Annotated in this window: 9 protein-coding genes; 3 read left to right on the top strand and 6 right to left on the bottom strand. The window is 58.5% G+C overall.

From position 1 onward, the window contains the following. Positions 1 to 4 precede the first annotated feature (4 nt). Genes MITSMUL_RS05810 through MITSMUL_RS05800 form a run of 3 tightly spaced genes read left to right on the top strand, consistent with a single transcriptional unit; the run spans position 5 to position 2,547 of the window. Positions 5 to 1,066, top strand: a complete 1,062-nt coding sequence (locus MITSMUL_RS05810; protein ID WP_005840841.1) for a methionine ABC transporter ATP-binding protein — start codon at positions 5 to 7, stop codon at positions 1,064 to 1,066. Further along, complete coding sequence (locus tag MITSMUL_RS05805) at positions 1,035 to 1,688, top strand: methionine ABC transporter permease (RefSeq protein WP_040635597.1); 654 nt, start codon at positions 1,035 to 1,037, stop codon at positions 1,686 to 1,688. The genes MITSMUL_RS05810 and MITSMUL_RS05805 overlap by 32 nt, the downstream gene beginning before the upstream one ends. Positions 1,689 to 1,704: 16 nt before the next feature. Next, on the top strand, positions 1,705 to 2,547 hold the full coding sequence (locus MITSMUL_RS05800) for a MetQ/NlpA family ABC transporter substrate-binding protein (RefSeq protein WP_005840838.1): 843 nt from the start codon (positions 1,705 to 1,707) through the stop codon (positions 2,545 to 2,547). Positions 2,548 to 2,618: 71 nt separating this feature from the next. Here MITSMUL_RS05800 and MITSMUL_RS05795 read toward each other — a convergent pair whose 3' ends face one another. From MITSMUL_RS05795 to MITSMUL_RS05770, 6 genes are all read right to left on the bottom strand, one after another. Then, positions 2,619 to 4,211, bottom strand: a complete 1,593-nt coding sequence (locus MITSMUL_RS05795; protein WP_211205217.1) for a bifunctional metallophosphatase/5'-nucleotidase — start codon at positions 4,209 to 4,211, stop codon at positions 2,619 to 2,621. A 174-nt stretch (positions 4,212 to 4,385) separates the two neighbouring features. Beyond that, positions 4,386 to 7,868: a pullulanase X25 domain-containing protein gene (locus MITSMUL_RS05790; RefSeq protein ID WP_005840835.1), complete on the bottom strand. Its 3,483-nt coding sequence runs from the start codon at positions 7,866 to 7,868 to the stop codon at positions 4,386 to 4,388. Positions 7,869 to 8,037: 169 nt separating this feature from the next. Beyond that, positions 8,038 to 9,591 carry an S-layer homology domain-containing protein gene (locus MITSMUL_RS05785; protein ID WP_005840834.1) on the bottom strand — a complete coding sequence of 518 codons (1,554 nt, stop codon included), beginning with the start codon at positions 9,589 to 9,591 and terminating at the stop codon, positions 8,038 to 8,040. A gap of 243 nt (positions 9,592 to 9,834) precedes the next feature. Then, entirely contained in the window at positions 9,835 to 10,611 is a 777-nt protein-coding gene (locus tag MITSMUL_RS05780; RefSeq protein ID WP_005840833.1) for an HAD-IIB family hydrolase, read from the bottom strand. Positions 10,612 to 10,623: 12 nt separating this feature from the next. After that, entirely contained in the window at positions 10,624 to 12,288 is a 1,665-nt protein-coding gene (locus MITSMUL_RS05775; protein WP_005840832.1) for an alpha-glucosidase, read from the bottom strand. Between the two features lie 93 nt (positions 12,289 to 12,381). After that, entirely contained in the window at positions 12,382 to 14,502 is a 2,121-nt protein-coding gene (locus MITSMUL_RS05770) for an alpha-glucoside-specific PTS transporter subunit IIBC (protein ID WP_040635595.1), read from the bottom strand. Between the last annotated feature and the right edge of the window lie 23 nt (positions 14,503 to 14,525).

Below are 14,525 nucleotides of genomic sequence, written 5' to 3'. Positions count from 1 at the left end.
TTTTATGATACAGCTGTCTCATATTGAGAAAACGTATGACAGCCCCTCCGGTCCTGTCAAAGCGCTCAAGGGCATCGACCTGACGATCGAGCGCGGCGAGATCTTCGGTATCATCGGCCTCAGCGGCGCGGGCAAGTCCACGCTGATCCGCTGCATCAACATGCTCGAGCGTCCGACCGCCGGCAAGGTCATCGTCGATGGCCAGGACATGACGGTCATGAGCGAGAAAGAGCTGCGCAAGGCGCGCAAGAACATCGGCATGATCTTCCAGCACTTCAACCTGCTGAGCTCCGCCACCGTCTACGACAACATCGCCTTCCCGCTGCGCCTCTCGCACACGCCCGAGGCAGAGATCAAGAAGAAGGTGCTGCCGCTCTTAGAGCTCGTCGGCCTTGCCGACAAGGCACACCAGTACCCGTCACAGCTCTCAGGCGGCCAGAAGCAGCGCGTCGGCATCGCCCGCGCGCTCGCGAGTGAGCCGAAAGTCCTGCTCTGCGACGAGGCGACAAGTGCCCTCGACCCGCAGACAACGCGCTCCATCCTCGAACTCATCCAGGACATCAACCGCAAGCTCTCGCTGACGGTCGTCGTCATCACGCACGAGATGCAGGTCATCAAGGACATCTGCGACAAGGTCGCCGTCATCGAGAACGGCGTCATCGCCGAGCAGGGCACAGTCCTCGAGGTCTTCACGAACCCGCAGAAGCCCATCACGAAGGACTTCATCAGCGTGCTGCTCTCGAATGAGCTGCCTGCTGCCTTCCGCGGCGGCGAGGTCTCGAAGGAGCCGCTACCCGGCGCCTATCTGCTGCTGCGCCTGACGTTCATCGGCGAATCCGCCGACGACCCCGTGCTGGCCGGCATGATCCGCAAGTTCCCGGAAATCGAGGTCACGATGCTCTTCGGCAACCTCGACCAGATCAAGTCGACGCCGTTCGGCCGCATGATCATCGGCATCACGGGGCCAGAGGCAAAGATCCAGGAGGCAATCCAGTACCTGCGCCAGCAGGATCTCAAGGAGGAGGTGATCGGCTATGTCCGCAGACATGATACCGCTTCTGTCTAAGGCCCTCGGGGAGACGGTCTACATGGTCGTCGTCTCGATGATCGTCGCCACCATCATCGGCGTGCCACTCGGCGTGCTGCTTCACACGACGAGCAAGGGACAGATCCTCGAATCGCCGGCCGTCAACCGCGTCGTCGGCGCCATCGTCAACGCCGTGCGCTCCATCCCGTTCATCATCCTGCTCGTCGCCATCATCCCGTTCACGCGCCTGCTCGTCGGCACGGCCATCGGCACGACGGCCGCCATGGTGCCGCTCGTCATCGCCGCGATTCCGTTCATCGGCCGCCAGGTCGAGACGAGCCTCAAGGAAGTGCCGTTCGGCCTCGTCGAGGCCGCGCAGTCGATGGGCGCGACGCCGGCACAGATCATCTGGAAGGTCCTGCTGCCGGAATCGATGTCCTCGATTGTCGCACAGCTCACGACCGTCATCATCAGCCTCGTCGGCGAATCGGCCATGGCCGGTGCCGTCGGCGGCGGCGGTCTCGGTGACCTCGCCATCCGCTACGGCTACCAGCGCTTCCGCCCGGAAATCATGCTGGCCACCGTCATCATCCTCATCGTACTCGTCCAGCTCGTCCAGTTCGTCGGCAACACGCTTGCCAAGCGCCTGGACAAGAGATAAAAAAGGAGGAATCCACATGAAAAAAGTACTCGCACTCATCGCTGCGCTCGTCGTCGCGACGCTGGCTTTCGCCGGCTGCGGCGGCAGCCAGTCCTCTTCTTCCTCGTCCTCGTCGAGCGCAGCTCAGACGAGCGGCACGAAGACGCTCAAGGTCGGCGCTACGGCTGTGCCACACGCCGAGATCCTCGAAGCAGCCAAGCCGCTGCTCGAGAAAGAAGGCATCAAGCTCGACATCGTCGAATTCAACGACTACGTCCAGCCGAACCTCGCCCTCAACGACAAGGAACTCGATGCCAACTTCTTCCAGCATGACCCGTATCTCCAGAACTTCATGGAAGAGCACAAGGAAGTCAAGCTCGTCAGCGCCGGCGGCGTCCACATCGAGCCGATGGGCATCTACTCCAAGAAGGTCAAAGACCTCAAGGACCTCAAAGAGGGCGCTACGATCTCCATCCCGAATGACCCGACCAACGGTGGCCGCGCGCTGCTCCTTCTCCAGAAGGCCGGCCTGCTGAAGCTCAAGGATGGCGTCAACGAGAAAGCCACGCTGCAGGATATCGCCGAGAACCCGAAGAACTTCAAGTTCCAGGAAGTCGAAGCCGCACAGGTTCCGCGCACGCTCGACGATGTCGATGCCGCTATCATCAACTCCAACTTCGCGATGCAGGTCCAGCTCGACCCGACGAAGGATTCTCTTTTCATCGAGGATAGCACGAGCCCGTACGTCAACATCGTTGCCGTACGCCAGGGCGATGAGAACCGCCCCGAGATCCAGGCACTCATGAAGGTCCTGCACAGCCAGGAAATCAAGGATTTCATCACCAACAAGTACAAAGGCGCTGTCGTACCGGCATTCTGATTCGCCAGTCTCAGCGTAAAGAAGCCCCGTCAGCTAACGGCTGACGGGGCTTCTTGTCATTTTATACATCATTATTTTGTGAGGGTGATGCGGCCCTGCGGTGCCTTGTAATCGGCGCTGACTGTGCCGCCGAGCTCTTTGAGGTAGTTGCGCACGGCGTCGGTATCGAGGTAGTCGACGTCGTGGATGGTGACTTTAGCGGGGTCCTGCATGGAGTAATAGGAATCGCCGCCGGAGGTCAGGAAGTCGGGCACAGCGATGTTGTAGGTCGCCTCCGGATCGAACGGCTTGCCGCCGACGCTCGTGATCGTGACGCGCGAGCCCGGGGCTGCCGGACGGTAGTAGACGGAATGCGGGTAGAGCTCGCCCTTGGCAAACGGCGTCTTCGTGTCGACCGTGTAGACGATGCCGGCCACCTGCGGGAAGGCACCGAGCGCCGTCGGCGTCGTGCACGTCGCCGCCTCGAGGATCTCGAGCAGGGTCGAGCCCTTCATGGTGACGTACTGCAGGTAGTTGTGGTACGGCAGGACGCGCAGCAGGTCGGCCTCCGTGATTGCGCCGGCCTTGATGCCCGCGCGGATGCTGCCGCCGTTCATCAGGGCGCCGTCAATCGTGACACGGTCGAGCACTGCGGCCTGGCGGACCTGCCAGAGGTAAGCATCGGCGATGAAGTCGCCGAGGTTCGTCTCCTCCGTGCGCACGCCCGGGTCGCGGGATCCGTTGAGCTCAAACGGCGTCGTGCCGACTTTTGTCGCGAGCTTCTTGTCGATGGCGGCCTGCGCCTTATCGACAATGGCCTTGACCTTCGCGTCTTCCTTGTTGAACTGGCCGTAGGCATGGAGATCTTCCTGCCACTTGCCATCCTCATAGTGGACGACGCCGATGTTCGCGAGGTGCGAGCCCGTCTCCGTCAACAAACTGCCATCGATGTAGAGGTTCTTGACCGTGTGGTCGTGGCCGTCGATGAATACATCGATGCCCTTGACATTCGCAAGGACGTCGTTCGAGCGGTCGCCGACGGCATCCGGCTCGCTGCCGAGGTGGCCGATGGCGACGATGAGGTCACAGTGCGCCGCCTTGAGCGCATCGACTTCCTTCTGGGCAGCCTTGTACAGTTCCTCTTTCGAGAGGAAGGTCAGGCCGCGCGTGCTCTTCGGGTTCGACGTCGTGATGGTCGACGGCGTCGTCAGGCCGAAGACGCCGATCTTGAGATCACCCTTGCGGATGATGGCATGCGTCTTGCCCGTGAACGGCTTGCCCGTCGCGTCGACGATGATGTTCGCCGACACGATCGGGAACTTCGCCTGCTTGATGCGCGCGAGCGTGACATCCGAGCCGTAGTCGAACTCGTGGTTGCCGAGCGTCATGGCATCGTAGCCCACGGCATTCATGAAGTCGATGGCCGTCTTGCCCTTGCTGAAATTGACGAGGTTGTTGTCCTGAATGGCATCGCCGGCGTCGACGAGCAGGACCTTGTAGCCCTTAGCCTCGTAGTCCTCCTTGAGCGCCGCGACCGTCGCCATGCCGTTGACACCGTCGGCACGCTGGTCGTAGCCGTGCGTGTCATTCGTGTGCAGGATGACGAGCTGCGAGAAATCCGCCGCAAACGCCGTGCCCCAGAGACAGGCAAAGACGAGTGCCAGCATCACCAGTATTTTTCTCATAAATTCTCCCTTCGACAAAACAATACTCATACATCCATTTTACCGAACGAAAATTCTGACGTCAATCACCTCCCGAAAAAAGAACCCGCGGCAGTGGGGAACTGCTGCGGGTCAAAAAGGGAAATTTAGAGAAATGAGGGATGTTGTAGATACCCGTCTGGACGTATCAGTCGATCAGTCCTGGACGAGCATCATCCCCTGGTTCTCACCAAGGGCAAGTGTCAGCTGACCACCGCTCACCGTGGCTTTGGTGCCGGTCAGCTCATCGGTGAAGACCGTGCCGTCGGCGGCAGAGACGGGCAGGACAACCTGCTGTGCTTTGCCGCGGTTCAGGGCGACGATACCCATCTTGCCGGAGTCGGCCTTGCGGCTAAAGGCGTAGATATCGCCCTCGGCCTTCAGTGTATTGACATCGCCGCGCGCGAAGATATCCTTGTGCGCGTTGCGGACACCGATGACTTTCTTGTAGTAGGCAATGAGGTCTTTGTCCTCCTTGCCCCACGGATAGGTGCGGCGGCAGTCCGGGTCACTGCTGCCGTACTGGCCGGCTTCATCGCCGTAGTAGATGGTCGGCATGCCCGGATAGCCCATGAGGAAGGTCGCTGCGAGTTTGAGGCGCGCCTTGCCGAGGTTGTAGTCGAAGTCCTTCTTCGTCGGCTGGGCGACACTGTCGGAGCCGCCGCCGAACTTGTAGATGGCGCGGACCGTATCGTGGCTGTCCACGATGTTCATGAGGTCGTAGAGCGCTTCCTTCGGGTAGTTTTGGCGCAGGACGGTCAGCTCATAGTCAGCCGCCTTGGCGTCGCCCTTGTCGAGGAAGAGATCGCCGAGTGCAAACGAGAGCTTGTAGTTCATGACAGAGTCGAAGGCATCACCCGTGAAGAACTGCGAACCATCCTGCCAGATCTCACCGAGCAGCAGCGGCTCAGAGCCATCCTTCGTCTTGATGGACTTGACTTCCTTGCGGACGTCGGCCCAGAATCCCGGCGGCACCTCCTTGGCGACGTCGAGGCGCCAGCCGTCGAGGCCCTCGTCGAACCACTTCATGATGACGCCCTTGTCCTTGCCGTTGCCGTAGAGCAGGTAGTCGCCGAGATCCGACTTCACTGTGCCCTGCTCCGAGCCCGGATAGTCAGCATCCTTGAACGGCACGAGGCTGTCATAGCCCTGCCAATCGTGGTAGGCGTACTTCTTGCCCATCATGTCCTGGGTCTTCTCGTTCTTGATCTCGAACCAGTTCTCCCAGTGCCACGGGCTGAAGACCTGACCTTCGGCCTCGAGCTCTTTCTTGGCCTCAGCCTTGGCCGCCTCCTCCGTCATGTGCTTGTCGTTCATGAGGTCGTAGATGCGGCTCCAGTACTCGTAGGCGCCGACCGTCTTGTACTTGCCGTAGCGGTCGAAGTAGATGGAATCATCGCCGACATGGTTGTAGACGCCGTCCATGATCAGGTGCATGCCGCGCTTCTGCATCTCTGCCTTCATCGTCTCGAGATCCTTGAACGTGCCGAGGAACGGATCGATCGTGCCGTAGTCGACGGCATCGTAGCGGTGGTTCGAGCAGGCATTGTAGATCGGGTTGACGTAGATGGCCGTCACGCCAAGGCCTTTGAGGTAATCAAGCTTCTTCGTGATGCCGGCGAGATCGCCGCCGAAGAAGTCATTGCACTCCCAGTTATCGCCGTCCGCCGCCGGTGTCTTGCTGTGGTTGGCTGGCAGCGCAGACCACTTGCGGTGCTGGACGGGCTGGAAGCCGCGCGCATTGGCGCGCGCGTTGTCGTTGCTCTTGTCGCCGTTGAAGAAGCGGTCCGGGAAAATCTGGTAGCAGACGGCATCTTTCGCCCAGTCCGGCGTCTTGTAGTCCTTGCTGTAGACGGTGAGCTGGTAGGGCTTGACACCGCGCAGCTTGAGCTCGCCCGTGCTGCCCGGCTTTGCGTCATCGCCGTACTCCTTCGTGTCATTGAGCACGAACTTGTAGCCGTAGAGGCCGTACGTCTGCGGCGTGAACGATGCCGTCCAGATGTCCTGGTCGCCAGAAGTCGAGACCTTCGTCATCGGATACGAGGTGACCGTGCCGGCCGTGTAGTCGGGGTTGTACTCATCGCCGCCATTGGCCGTGATCTTGGCCTTGTAGACGACGAGCTTCGCACTCGTGACATCGCCCTTGCCCGTGGCGAGCGAGAGCTTCACTGGCGTGCCTTCCTTGACGGCTTCAAACGGCACGCGGTAATTCGTGCTCCAGCTGTCGTGGTAGACCTTGTCCTCGCGGATGCGGCCATCGTCGGCAATCAGGTGCCTTGCCTTGCTGTCGTAGTAGAACGTGACATCGCCGTCCTTGGCGACATTGACCGTCTGCGTCAGCGCGTCCGCTCCCGGCATCGTGACCGTGACCGTGTAGTCGCCCTTCTTCAGGGGGACCGTCTTCTGGAAGAGATTGTCGAGCATCTGGTCGCGCATCAGCGGGTCCGCGACTGCGCCGAAGCTGCCCGAGAGCACCGGCAACTCGCTGTCTGCGCGGAACGTGTAACTCGTGCTGTCCGCGATGTGATGCGACTTGTCGTTGTAGTAGAACGTGACTTCCTGCGCCTTCGGCAGCGTCAGCTGCACGTTCGCGCCGTCGAAGTTGCCGCCGAGGCCGTAGTTCTCGGCCCAGCTGCCGTTGACGGAGATCTTGTAGTAATACGTGCCAGCCGGCAGCTTCATCTTGTAGGAATAGAAATCATGGCCGATGGCCTTCATGCGCGTCGTCGTGTCCGACGGGTCCCAATCTTTGGCCGCGCCAGCCTTCGACTGCACCGTGCCCGTCAGCACGATGCTGCGTCCTTCAGCGGCCAAGGCCTTCGCCTCGGCATCCTTGCCCGCGTAATCGTACGTCACGGCATGCGTCGCATCGTCATAGGTGAACGTGACATCGTGGTCCTTGAGCAGGCGCAGCGCGATGTTTTTGCCATTCGCCTCGCCATTGGCGCCGTAGTTGACATCCCACGAGCCGCCCACAGCGACCTTGAAATCGTAGTTGCCCTTCGGCAGATGGCCCGTGAAGACATGATGGCCAGCGCCGTCCGACTTCATGATCGTCTTCGCATCAGCAGGGTCCCACTCCTTGGCCGCGCCGAGCTCATCCTGCAACGAGCCTACCAGAACAACATCAGTCGGCTGTACGGAGCCTGGTCTGGCAGCTTCAGCAGCAGCTGCTGCTTTTTCCTCCGCAGAACCCTGTCCGACATACGACACCGTCGTCTTGTGCGTAGCGGAATCGTAGGTGAAGGTCACATCCGTATCCTTCGTGAGCTTCAGCTTCATGTTGGCACCATTGGCCGCGCCATTCGCGCCGTAATTCTCGTCCCAGCTGCCACCGACGGCAATCTTGTACTCGTAATTGCCCTTCGGCAGCTTGCCCGTATACTGATACTTGCCGTTGCCGACATCCTTCATAATCGTCGTGCCATCACCCGGCGCCCAATCTGCACCGGCACCGAATTTCGACTGCACCGTGCCGACGAGGACGACATCCGAAGGACCTACCGCTGCGGCCGCTTCAGCAACCGAGGCAGATATGTAAGACGGCATCATGTCCGCCGGCATAGCATAGGGGCTGGCAAGCAGACCAAAGGCCAGCGACATGCCAATCGCACGTTTCAAGGCTTTCTTGTGATTCATGGCCAAATACTCCTCTCAACAAAAGGAATAAAAAATCGGGACCTCAGTTCTGGGGGTAACGGCTCACCCTAGTGGTAACCAAAGCCCATGTCAGGTGCGAGGTTGCCCCCACTGTGAAATCCCGATTCCATTCAGAAAATCATTTGCGTATTATGCGGCAAGCACTTCATCAGAAGTGGAAGTCGAGCCAGCTGCGCAGGATATGACGCGTATAGGCACCACCAGCCCAGTTGGCATCACTATTTTCGGTGAGATGCGGAGCCCACATCGTCTCCCACTCGCAGTTCTGCCATGGAACCATCTTGAAGCCGTAGAACCAGCCCTTGACGCCATTGACGAAGGTCGGTTCGCGCGTAGCCCACTCATCATCATGTCCGAGATCCGAAACGGCACCGATATCCATCCACTTTGCATAGGCACCCCAAGAACCAACTTTATTGAGGTCCGTGCCACGGTAGTCAAAGCGGACAGCCCACGTGCGGTCTGCATGCGGCTTCAGCCAGTTCAGGTCCTCTAACAGGGCATCCGATTTCAGATACGAACCCGTAACCGAGAAATCCTTGAAAAGTTTCGCTTTCAAATCAACACCGTAGAAGTTCTTGGCACCCGTGTAATAACCATCTGCCGAGTTGCCCGTATCCGACGTATGATCGACGACACGAGAGTACGCGATATTTGCATCGAGGTATTTACCGATCGGGCCCCAGAAATCCAGTGAGCCGACAATTGGTGCACGATGCGTATTGATCTTGACCGAAGAAGTATCCCAGCCTTTATGCGAACCATCTGCGTTAAACGTTTCCTTGATCTGATCCGTACCCGAGACAGTCGTCCAGTCAGCAGACGGTTTCCAGTACTGCGCGCTCATCCACCAGCCGTGACCGCCTTCAATCGGATGGTACGTTGCAATACCGTCGACCTGACCACCAAGCATGAGATTCTGCATGCCGATGCCGTTCCATTTACGACCGATGTTCGTATACCAGTTGTGGTTCTTACCGAGCTGGAGTTCTACCCAGATGTTCGAGATGGAGCCATTGTGGTTATCATCGCCGAGAAGGCTATCCTTATCGATACCAGAAATAGCATTCGTCGTCTCAAGGTAATCCGTCGTACCATCTTTACGGGTCAGCTTGATCATCTTAGGAATCTTGCTGTTCGCATATTCACTGTCGCGATAATGCGCGTTCTTCTCAACAGTGAAGCGTGCCGTTGCATGATCGTTGACCTTCATGGAACCTTCGAGATCCATATAGAAGCGGTTGTTATAGGTGCCGTTATGACCATCTTTTACCAGACCATTGTCATCGCCAACCTGTACACGCGTCATGCCCCAGACCTTGAATTTATCGGTCTTGTTCTTGAGGTCGTTGATGTCGCTCGTATTCTTGTTGACCTGATTCTTCAGCGTGCCGAGCTCATTCGCGTACTCTGCAGAGAGTTTATCGAGGACAGCTTTGTCACCAAAGTTGACATCGTTCTTCTGCATTGCCTTGGCTACGATAGCCGCCATCTCATAACGCGTCATGGTGCGGCCGCCCTGGAAGGTGTTGTCACCCATACCGTCGATGACGCCCTCTTTGGCGAGGTAATCAAGTGCCTGGTAGGACCAGTGATCCTTCGGGACATCCGTGAAGCTGTCAGCCGTAGCAGCAAAGGCCGTGCTCGACATGCCGACTGTCAGGCCAGCGAGAATAGCAAGTGCTTTCTTGTTGATTTTCATGTGATAGACTTCCTTTCCCTCTAAGTGTACTTTTGATGATTCTCTATATACAATGAGAGGTTCCGATCTATCCTTGTTCCGATACAGAGCTCTCACTATATAACAATATTTCTGATATTTTTAAAAAGAGCAAGCGCTAACGGTCCATTGTGATAGGAACGGGCCGTTATGCACTTGAAATACCTGCGTTTATCTATATCTGCAGGCAAGGGGGAATATAAACGCGCAAGATGCGCGGGGGGATCAGATATTGGCGAGCAGCATCGCGCCGACACTTTCGTAGGCGCAGCGGGCCTTGGACTTGATGGCGTCGCGCGCTGTCGTGACCGTGTAGCCGTTGAACGCCTCGATCATCGGCAGGTCGTTGACCTCATCGCCGATGGCGAAGATCTCGGCACCCTGCCAGCCCATCAGCTTGAGCGTATGGTCGATGGCCTGTTCCTTGCTGATCTCCTTCGGCGTGATGTCGACGGCACAACGGTTCGGATAGGCATGGACCACATCGCCGAACTTCGCATTGACTTCGTCGCTCGCGGCGAAGGCATCCTCGGGATTCGTGAAGCCGAGGGCGAACTGGTGGATGGTTTGCGGCAGATGGCCGACTTCGCTCTCCTCGATGTGGACAATCGGGAAATCCCACTGCTTCGCCTCGCGGATGACCCAGGTGCCCTCCGACGCATGGCAGAGGTAGGTGCGATCCGCGGCAGACAGGGCAAAATGGAAGGACTTGCGCACGCGCGGCAGTTGCGTCAGCTCGGCCAGCATCTCCGGGGCAATCTTGGCTTCCCAGAGCACCTTGCCGTCGGCCGTGCAGATGATGCCGCCGTTGTTGCAGGCGAGATAATCGTAGCCGACACCGTAATGCTGGAGCTGCGGCACGAGCATGCCGTGGTCGCGACCCGAGACGACGCCAAACTTATGTCCGGCTTCACGCCATTTCCTGATTGCCTCGGCATCGCTCTTGGCGATCCTGTCCTCGCGGAACAGGGTTCCATCATAATCACTAGCGGCTACTTTCATCGTCGTTCCTCCTCATTTGACGTAGACAACGGCCTCAGCCGGTCTAAGTGTTCCCTTTCGCGCGTTCTCGTAGTTGCCGATCAAGACGTCGGCATCCTCGAGGACGCTGCTATCGTATGTAACAGTATCATTCGTAAAGTTGACGACCGTGTACGCCGCATGCTCCCCAAGCACGCGTTTGAATGCGTAGACGTGCTCATCCTCGTGCAGCAGCTCTTCATAGGAGCCCTGCAGCAGGATGGCGGAGGCTTTGCCCTCCGTGCGCTCACGGTTCATCTGGCGATAGTAGCTCAGCACAGACGTGCCGTCCTCGCTCTCTGCCTCGACACAGCAGTTCGTGAAGTCCTTGTGTACGGGCAGCCACGGCTTGCCGGTCGTGAAGCCTGCGTTCGTCTCGCGCGTCCACTGCATCGGCGTGCGTGCGTTGTCGCGGCTCTGGAACTGCACGGCCTTGAGCGCTTCCTCTGGCGAGAGTCCTTCTTTGATGGCATATTCATACTGGCCGTGCGTCGAGATATCATTGTAGTCCTCGATCTTCGGGAAGGCCGTATTCGTCATGCCGATCTCTTCGCCCTCGTAGACAAACGGCGTGCCGCGCAGCGTGAAGAGCACGGTCGCGAGCGCCTTGGCTGCCACCTTCGGGTCCGTGCCCTCGGGGAAGTAGCGGTGCATCGAACGGTTCTGGTCGTGGTTCTCGAAGAAGATCGGATACCAACCCTCTTTGGCTGTCGCCGCCTGGCTGGCGGACAGGGCGTCCTTGAGCTGGCCGAGCTTCCATGGGAAGCGCTTGCACCAGATCTCGCCCTTCGGATAGGAGAGCTCAAGATGGCTGAACTCGAAGAGCATCGAGAAGACGCCATCCTTGCCGACCCACTGCGGCAGCTCCTGCGGGCTGACGCCGTTGGCCTCGCCGACCGTGAAGATATCGTGGCCATCGAAGACGTTGCGGCGGAACTCGTGCAGGAAGTCGAGGATGCCCGGCGTGTTGGCCGTCATCTCATGGATGCCGGAGAGGCCGTCGGCACCGTCGACCGGGCCGTCCTTGAACTCCGGCTTCTTGATGTAGACGATCGCGTCGATGCGGAAGCCGCCGACGCCCTTGTCGAGCCAGAAGTTTGCGGCATCGAAGAGGGCCTGGCGCACTTCCGGGTTCTCCCAGTTGAGGTCCGGCTGCGCCTCTGCGAACGTGTGCAGGTAGTACTGCTGGCGCTCCTCGCACCACTTCCAGGCTGAGCCGCCGAAGATGGCTCTCCAGTTCGTCGGAGCCGAGCCGTCCGGCTTGGCATCGCGCCAGATGTACCAGTCGGCCTTCGGGTTCGTGCGGTCCTGCTTCGACTCGAGGAACCACGGGTGCTGATCGGACGTGTGGTTGTAGACGAGGTCCATGACGATGCGGATGTCGCGCTTCTTCGCCTCAGCGATGAGCTCTTCCATATCCTCCATCGTGCCGTAGGACGGGTCAATCCCGCAGTAGTCGGAAATATCATAGCCATTGTCGACCATCGGCGATGGGTAGACTGGCGTGAGCCAGATGGCGCCCGTGCCGAGCGACTTCAGGTAGTCGAGATGGCTCGTGACCCCTGGAAGGTCACCCACGCCTGTCCCGGTCGTATCCTGGAAACTCTTTGGATAGATCTGATAGACGATGGATTTCTGCCACCATTTCAATTCACTCATGTATATGCTCCTTTCTTCTGAGAAGCTCCGAGAAATAAGAAAATGGAGTGTGGAGCTCTCCACACTCCACTCTCATTTCTTATTGATGGGACATCAGAAGGAGATGATTGGTGTTTCGTTTACTTTGACGTCGCCGTCAGCAGCTTTCTTCATCTGCGGATAGTCGGCACTGTTCGTGACAGCGAGGATAATCGTATCCTTGTAGCCCGCAGCCTTGATGGCCTCGCGGTTGAAGCCGATGAGCTCGTCGCCGGCCTTGACCTTGGCACCCTGCTTCGTCAGGCAGCGGAAGCCCTTGCCACCCATCTTGACCGTATCGAGGCCGATGTGGATGAGGATCTCAGCGCCGTTGTCGAGGCGCAGGCCAATCGCGTGATAGGAACCTTCCATGATCATGGTGACTTCGCCGTCAGCTGGAGCTACGACCATTTCCGTCGTCGGCTCGATGGCAACGCCGTCGCCCATCATCTTCTGGGAGAATACGTCATCCGGGACTTCCGTCATGTCGATGAGTTTGCCGGATGCAAATGCCTTGAGTTTCATCGAGAGGTCCGTCTTGACGGGCTCGCTCGGGTTGGCTGCTGCCTTCGCCTCAACGGCTACGTCAGCGATATCGCCCTTGAGGAGGGCATCGAAGTAGCTGCGGACATTCGGTACGGAGAGGCCGACGATGACCTGGATGGCATGGCCGTTCTTGACGAGGCCGAATGCGCCAGCTTTCGTGAACTTGCTTGCGGATGCGACTTTATCCGGATCAGCGACCGTGACGCGCAGGCGCGTTGCACAGTTCGTGACTTCCTTGATGTTGGACGGACCGCCGAGGTTGTCGAGGAAGACCTGAGCCTTCAGAGCTTCAGGGTTGTTGGCAAGCCCCTTCTTCTCCATCTCTTTCTTGGCCTTGTACTCGGCTTTCGAGAAGAGCTTATCCTCTTCATCGTCGTCCGTGCGGCCCGGCGTCTTGTAGTCGTTCTTGAGGATGAGGTAACGGAATACGAAGAAATAGATTCCGGTGAAGCAGAGGCCTACGATGATCTGCATGATGTAGGTGCCTGCATGATACTTGAAGAGTGGGATCCAGTTCTGGACGAAGCAGTCGATGAGGCCGCCGCCGAAGTTACCGGAAAGGCCGAAGAAGTAAAGCGTTGCGGAAAGCGTTGCAGCGAGGACTGCATGCACTGCGTAGAGGAGCGGTGCGACGAAGAGGAAGGTGAACTCGAGCGGCTCGGTGATGCCGCAGAGGACAGCCGTGATTGTAGCTGGAATCAGGAGCGTTGCGACCTTCTTGCGTTTCTCCGGCTTAGCGCAGACGTACATAGCGAGGGCAGCGCCCGGCAGGCCGAAGACCTTGGACATACCGTGGAGGGCGAAGCCGCCTTCCGGGAACATTTCTTTGAGGGAATGTGCGCTCGTAGCAAAATCATTGAGATGCTGGAGCCAGTAAGCCTGGATACCGCCATCGCAGACGGCCGGGCCAAAGATGAACGGCAGGTAGATGAAGTGATGCAGGCCTGCCGGCAGGAGGATACGTTCGGAGAAGGTGTAGCACCATACACCGATGATGCCGCTCGTCTTGAGGAAGAACTGGAACTGCTCAATAGCGTGCTGGACAGCCGGCCATACGAAGCAGAAGAGCAGAGCCATCGGGATCATGACGGCGAAGCCGACGGCTACGACAAAGGCAGGGCCCTTGAAGATGCCGAGCCAGTCCGGGATCTCGGTATCATAGAAGTGGTTGTGAATCCACGAGGAGCAGCAGGCGATGAAGATGGCGCCGAGCATGCCCATGTCGAGTGTCTTGATGTTCGCGATCATCGCGAGGCCCGTGCCTGCGCCAGCTGCCTGGCTGTAATCCACTCCGAAGAAGCTGCCGTGCAGCGTCAGGAACGCGGAGATGAAGTAGTTGAAGCACATGTAGATGACGAAGGACTCCATTGCGCAGCGCGCAGGTTCCTTTTTCGCAAAGCCGATCGGAACGGCGATGGCGAAGAGGATTGGCATCTGGGCGAATACCGTCCAGGCGCCCTGTTCGACGACGAACCAGAAATCGTACCAGACTGTGCCCTTATCTGCGATACTGCCAAGAAGCATCGTGTTCTTGCAGACAATCGAGATGGCAACCGTGAGACCGAAGAATGCGAACAGGATGACCGGCGTGTACATTGCGCCGCCAAACCGCTGCAATTCTTGCATGACGCGATCTTTCTTGATCGACATGTTCATACCCCCTATTTCTTTAC

It is taken from the genome of Mitsuokella multacida DSM 20544, from assembly GCF_000155955.1.
GTDB lineage: Bacteria > Bacillota > Negativicutes > Selenomonadales > Selenomonadaceae > Mitsuokella > Mitsuokella multacida.
Note: the sequence above shows the minus strand (reverse complement) of the source record. Positions and strands in the feature narration are given on the sequence as shown.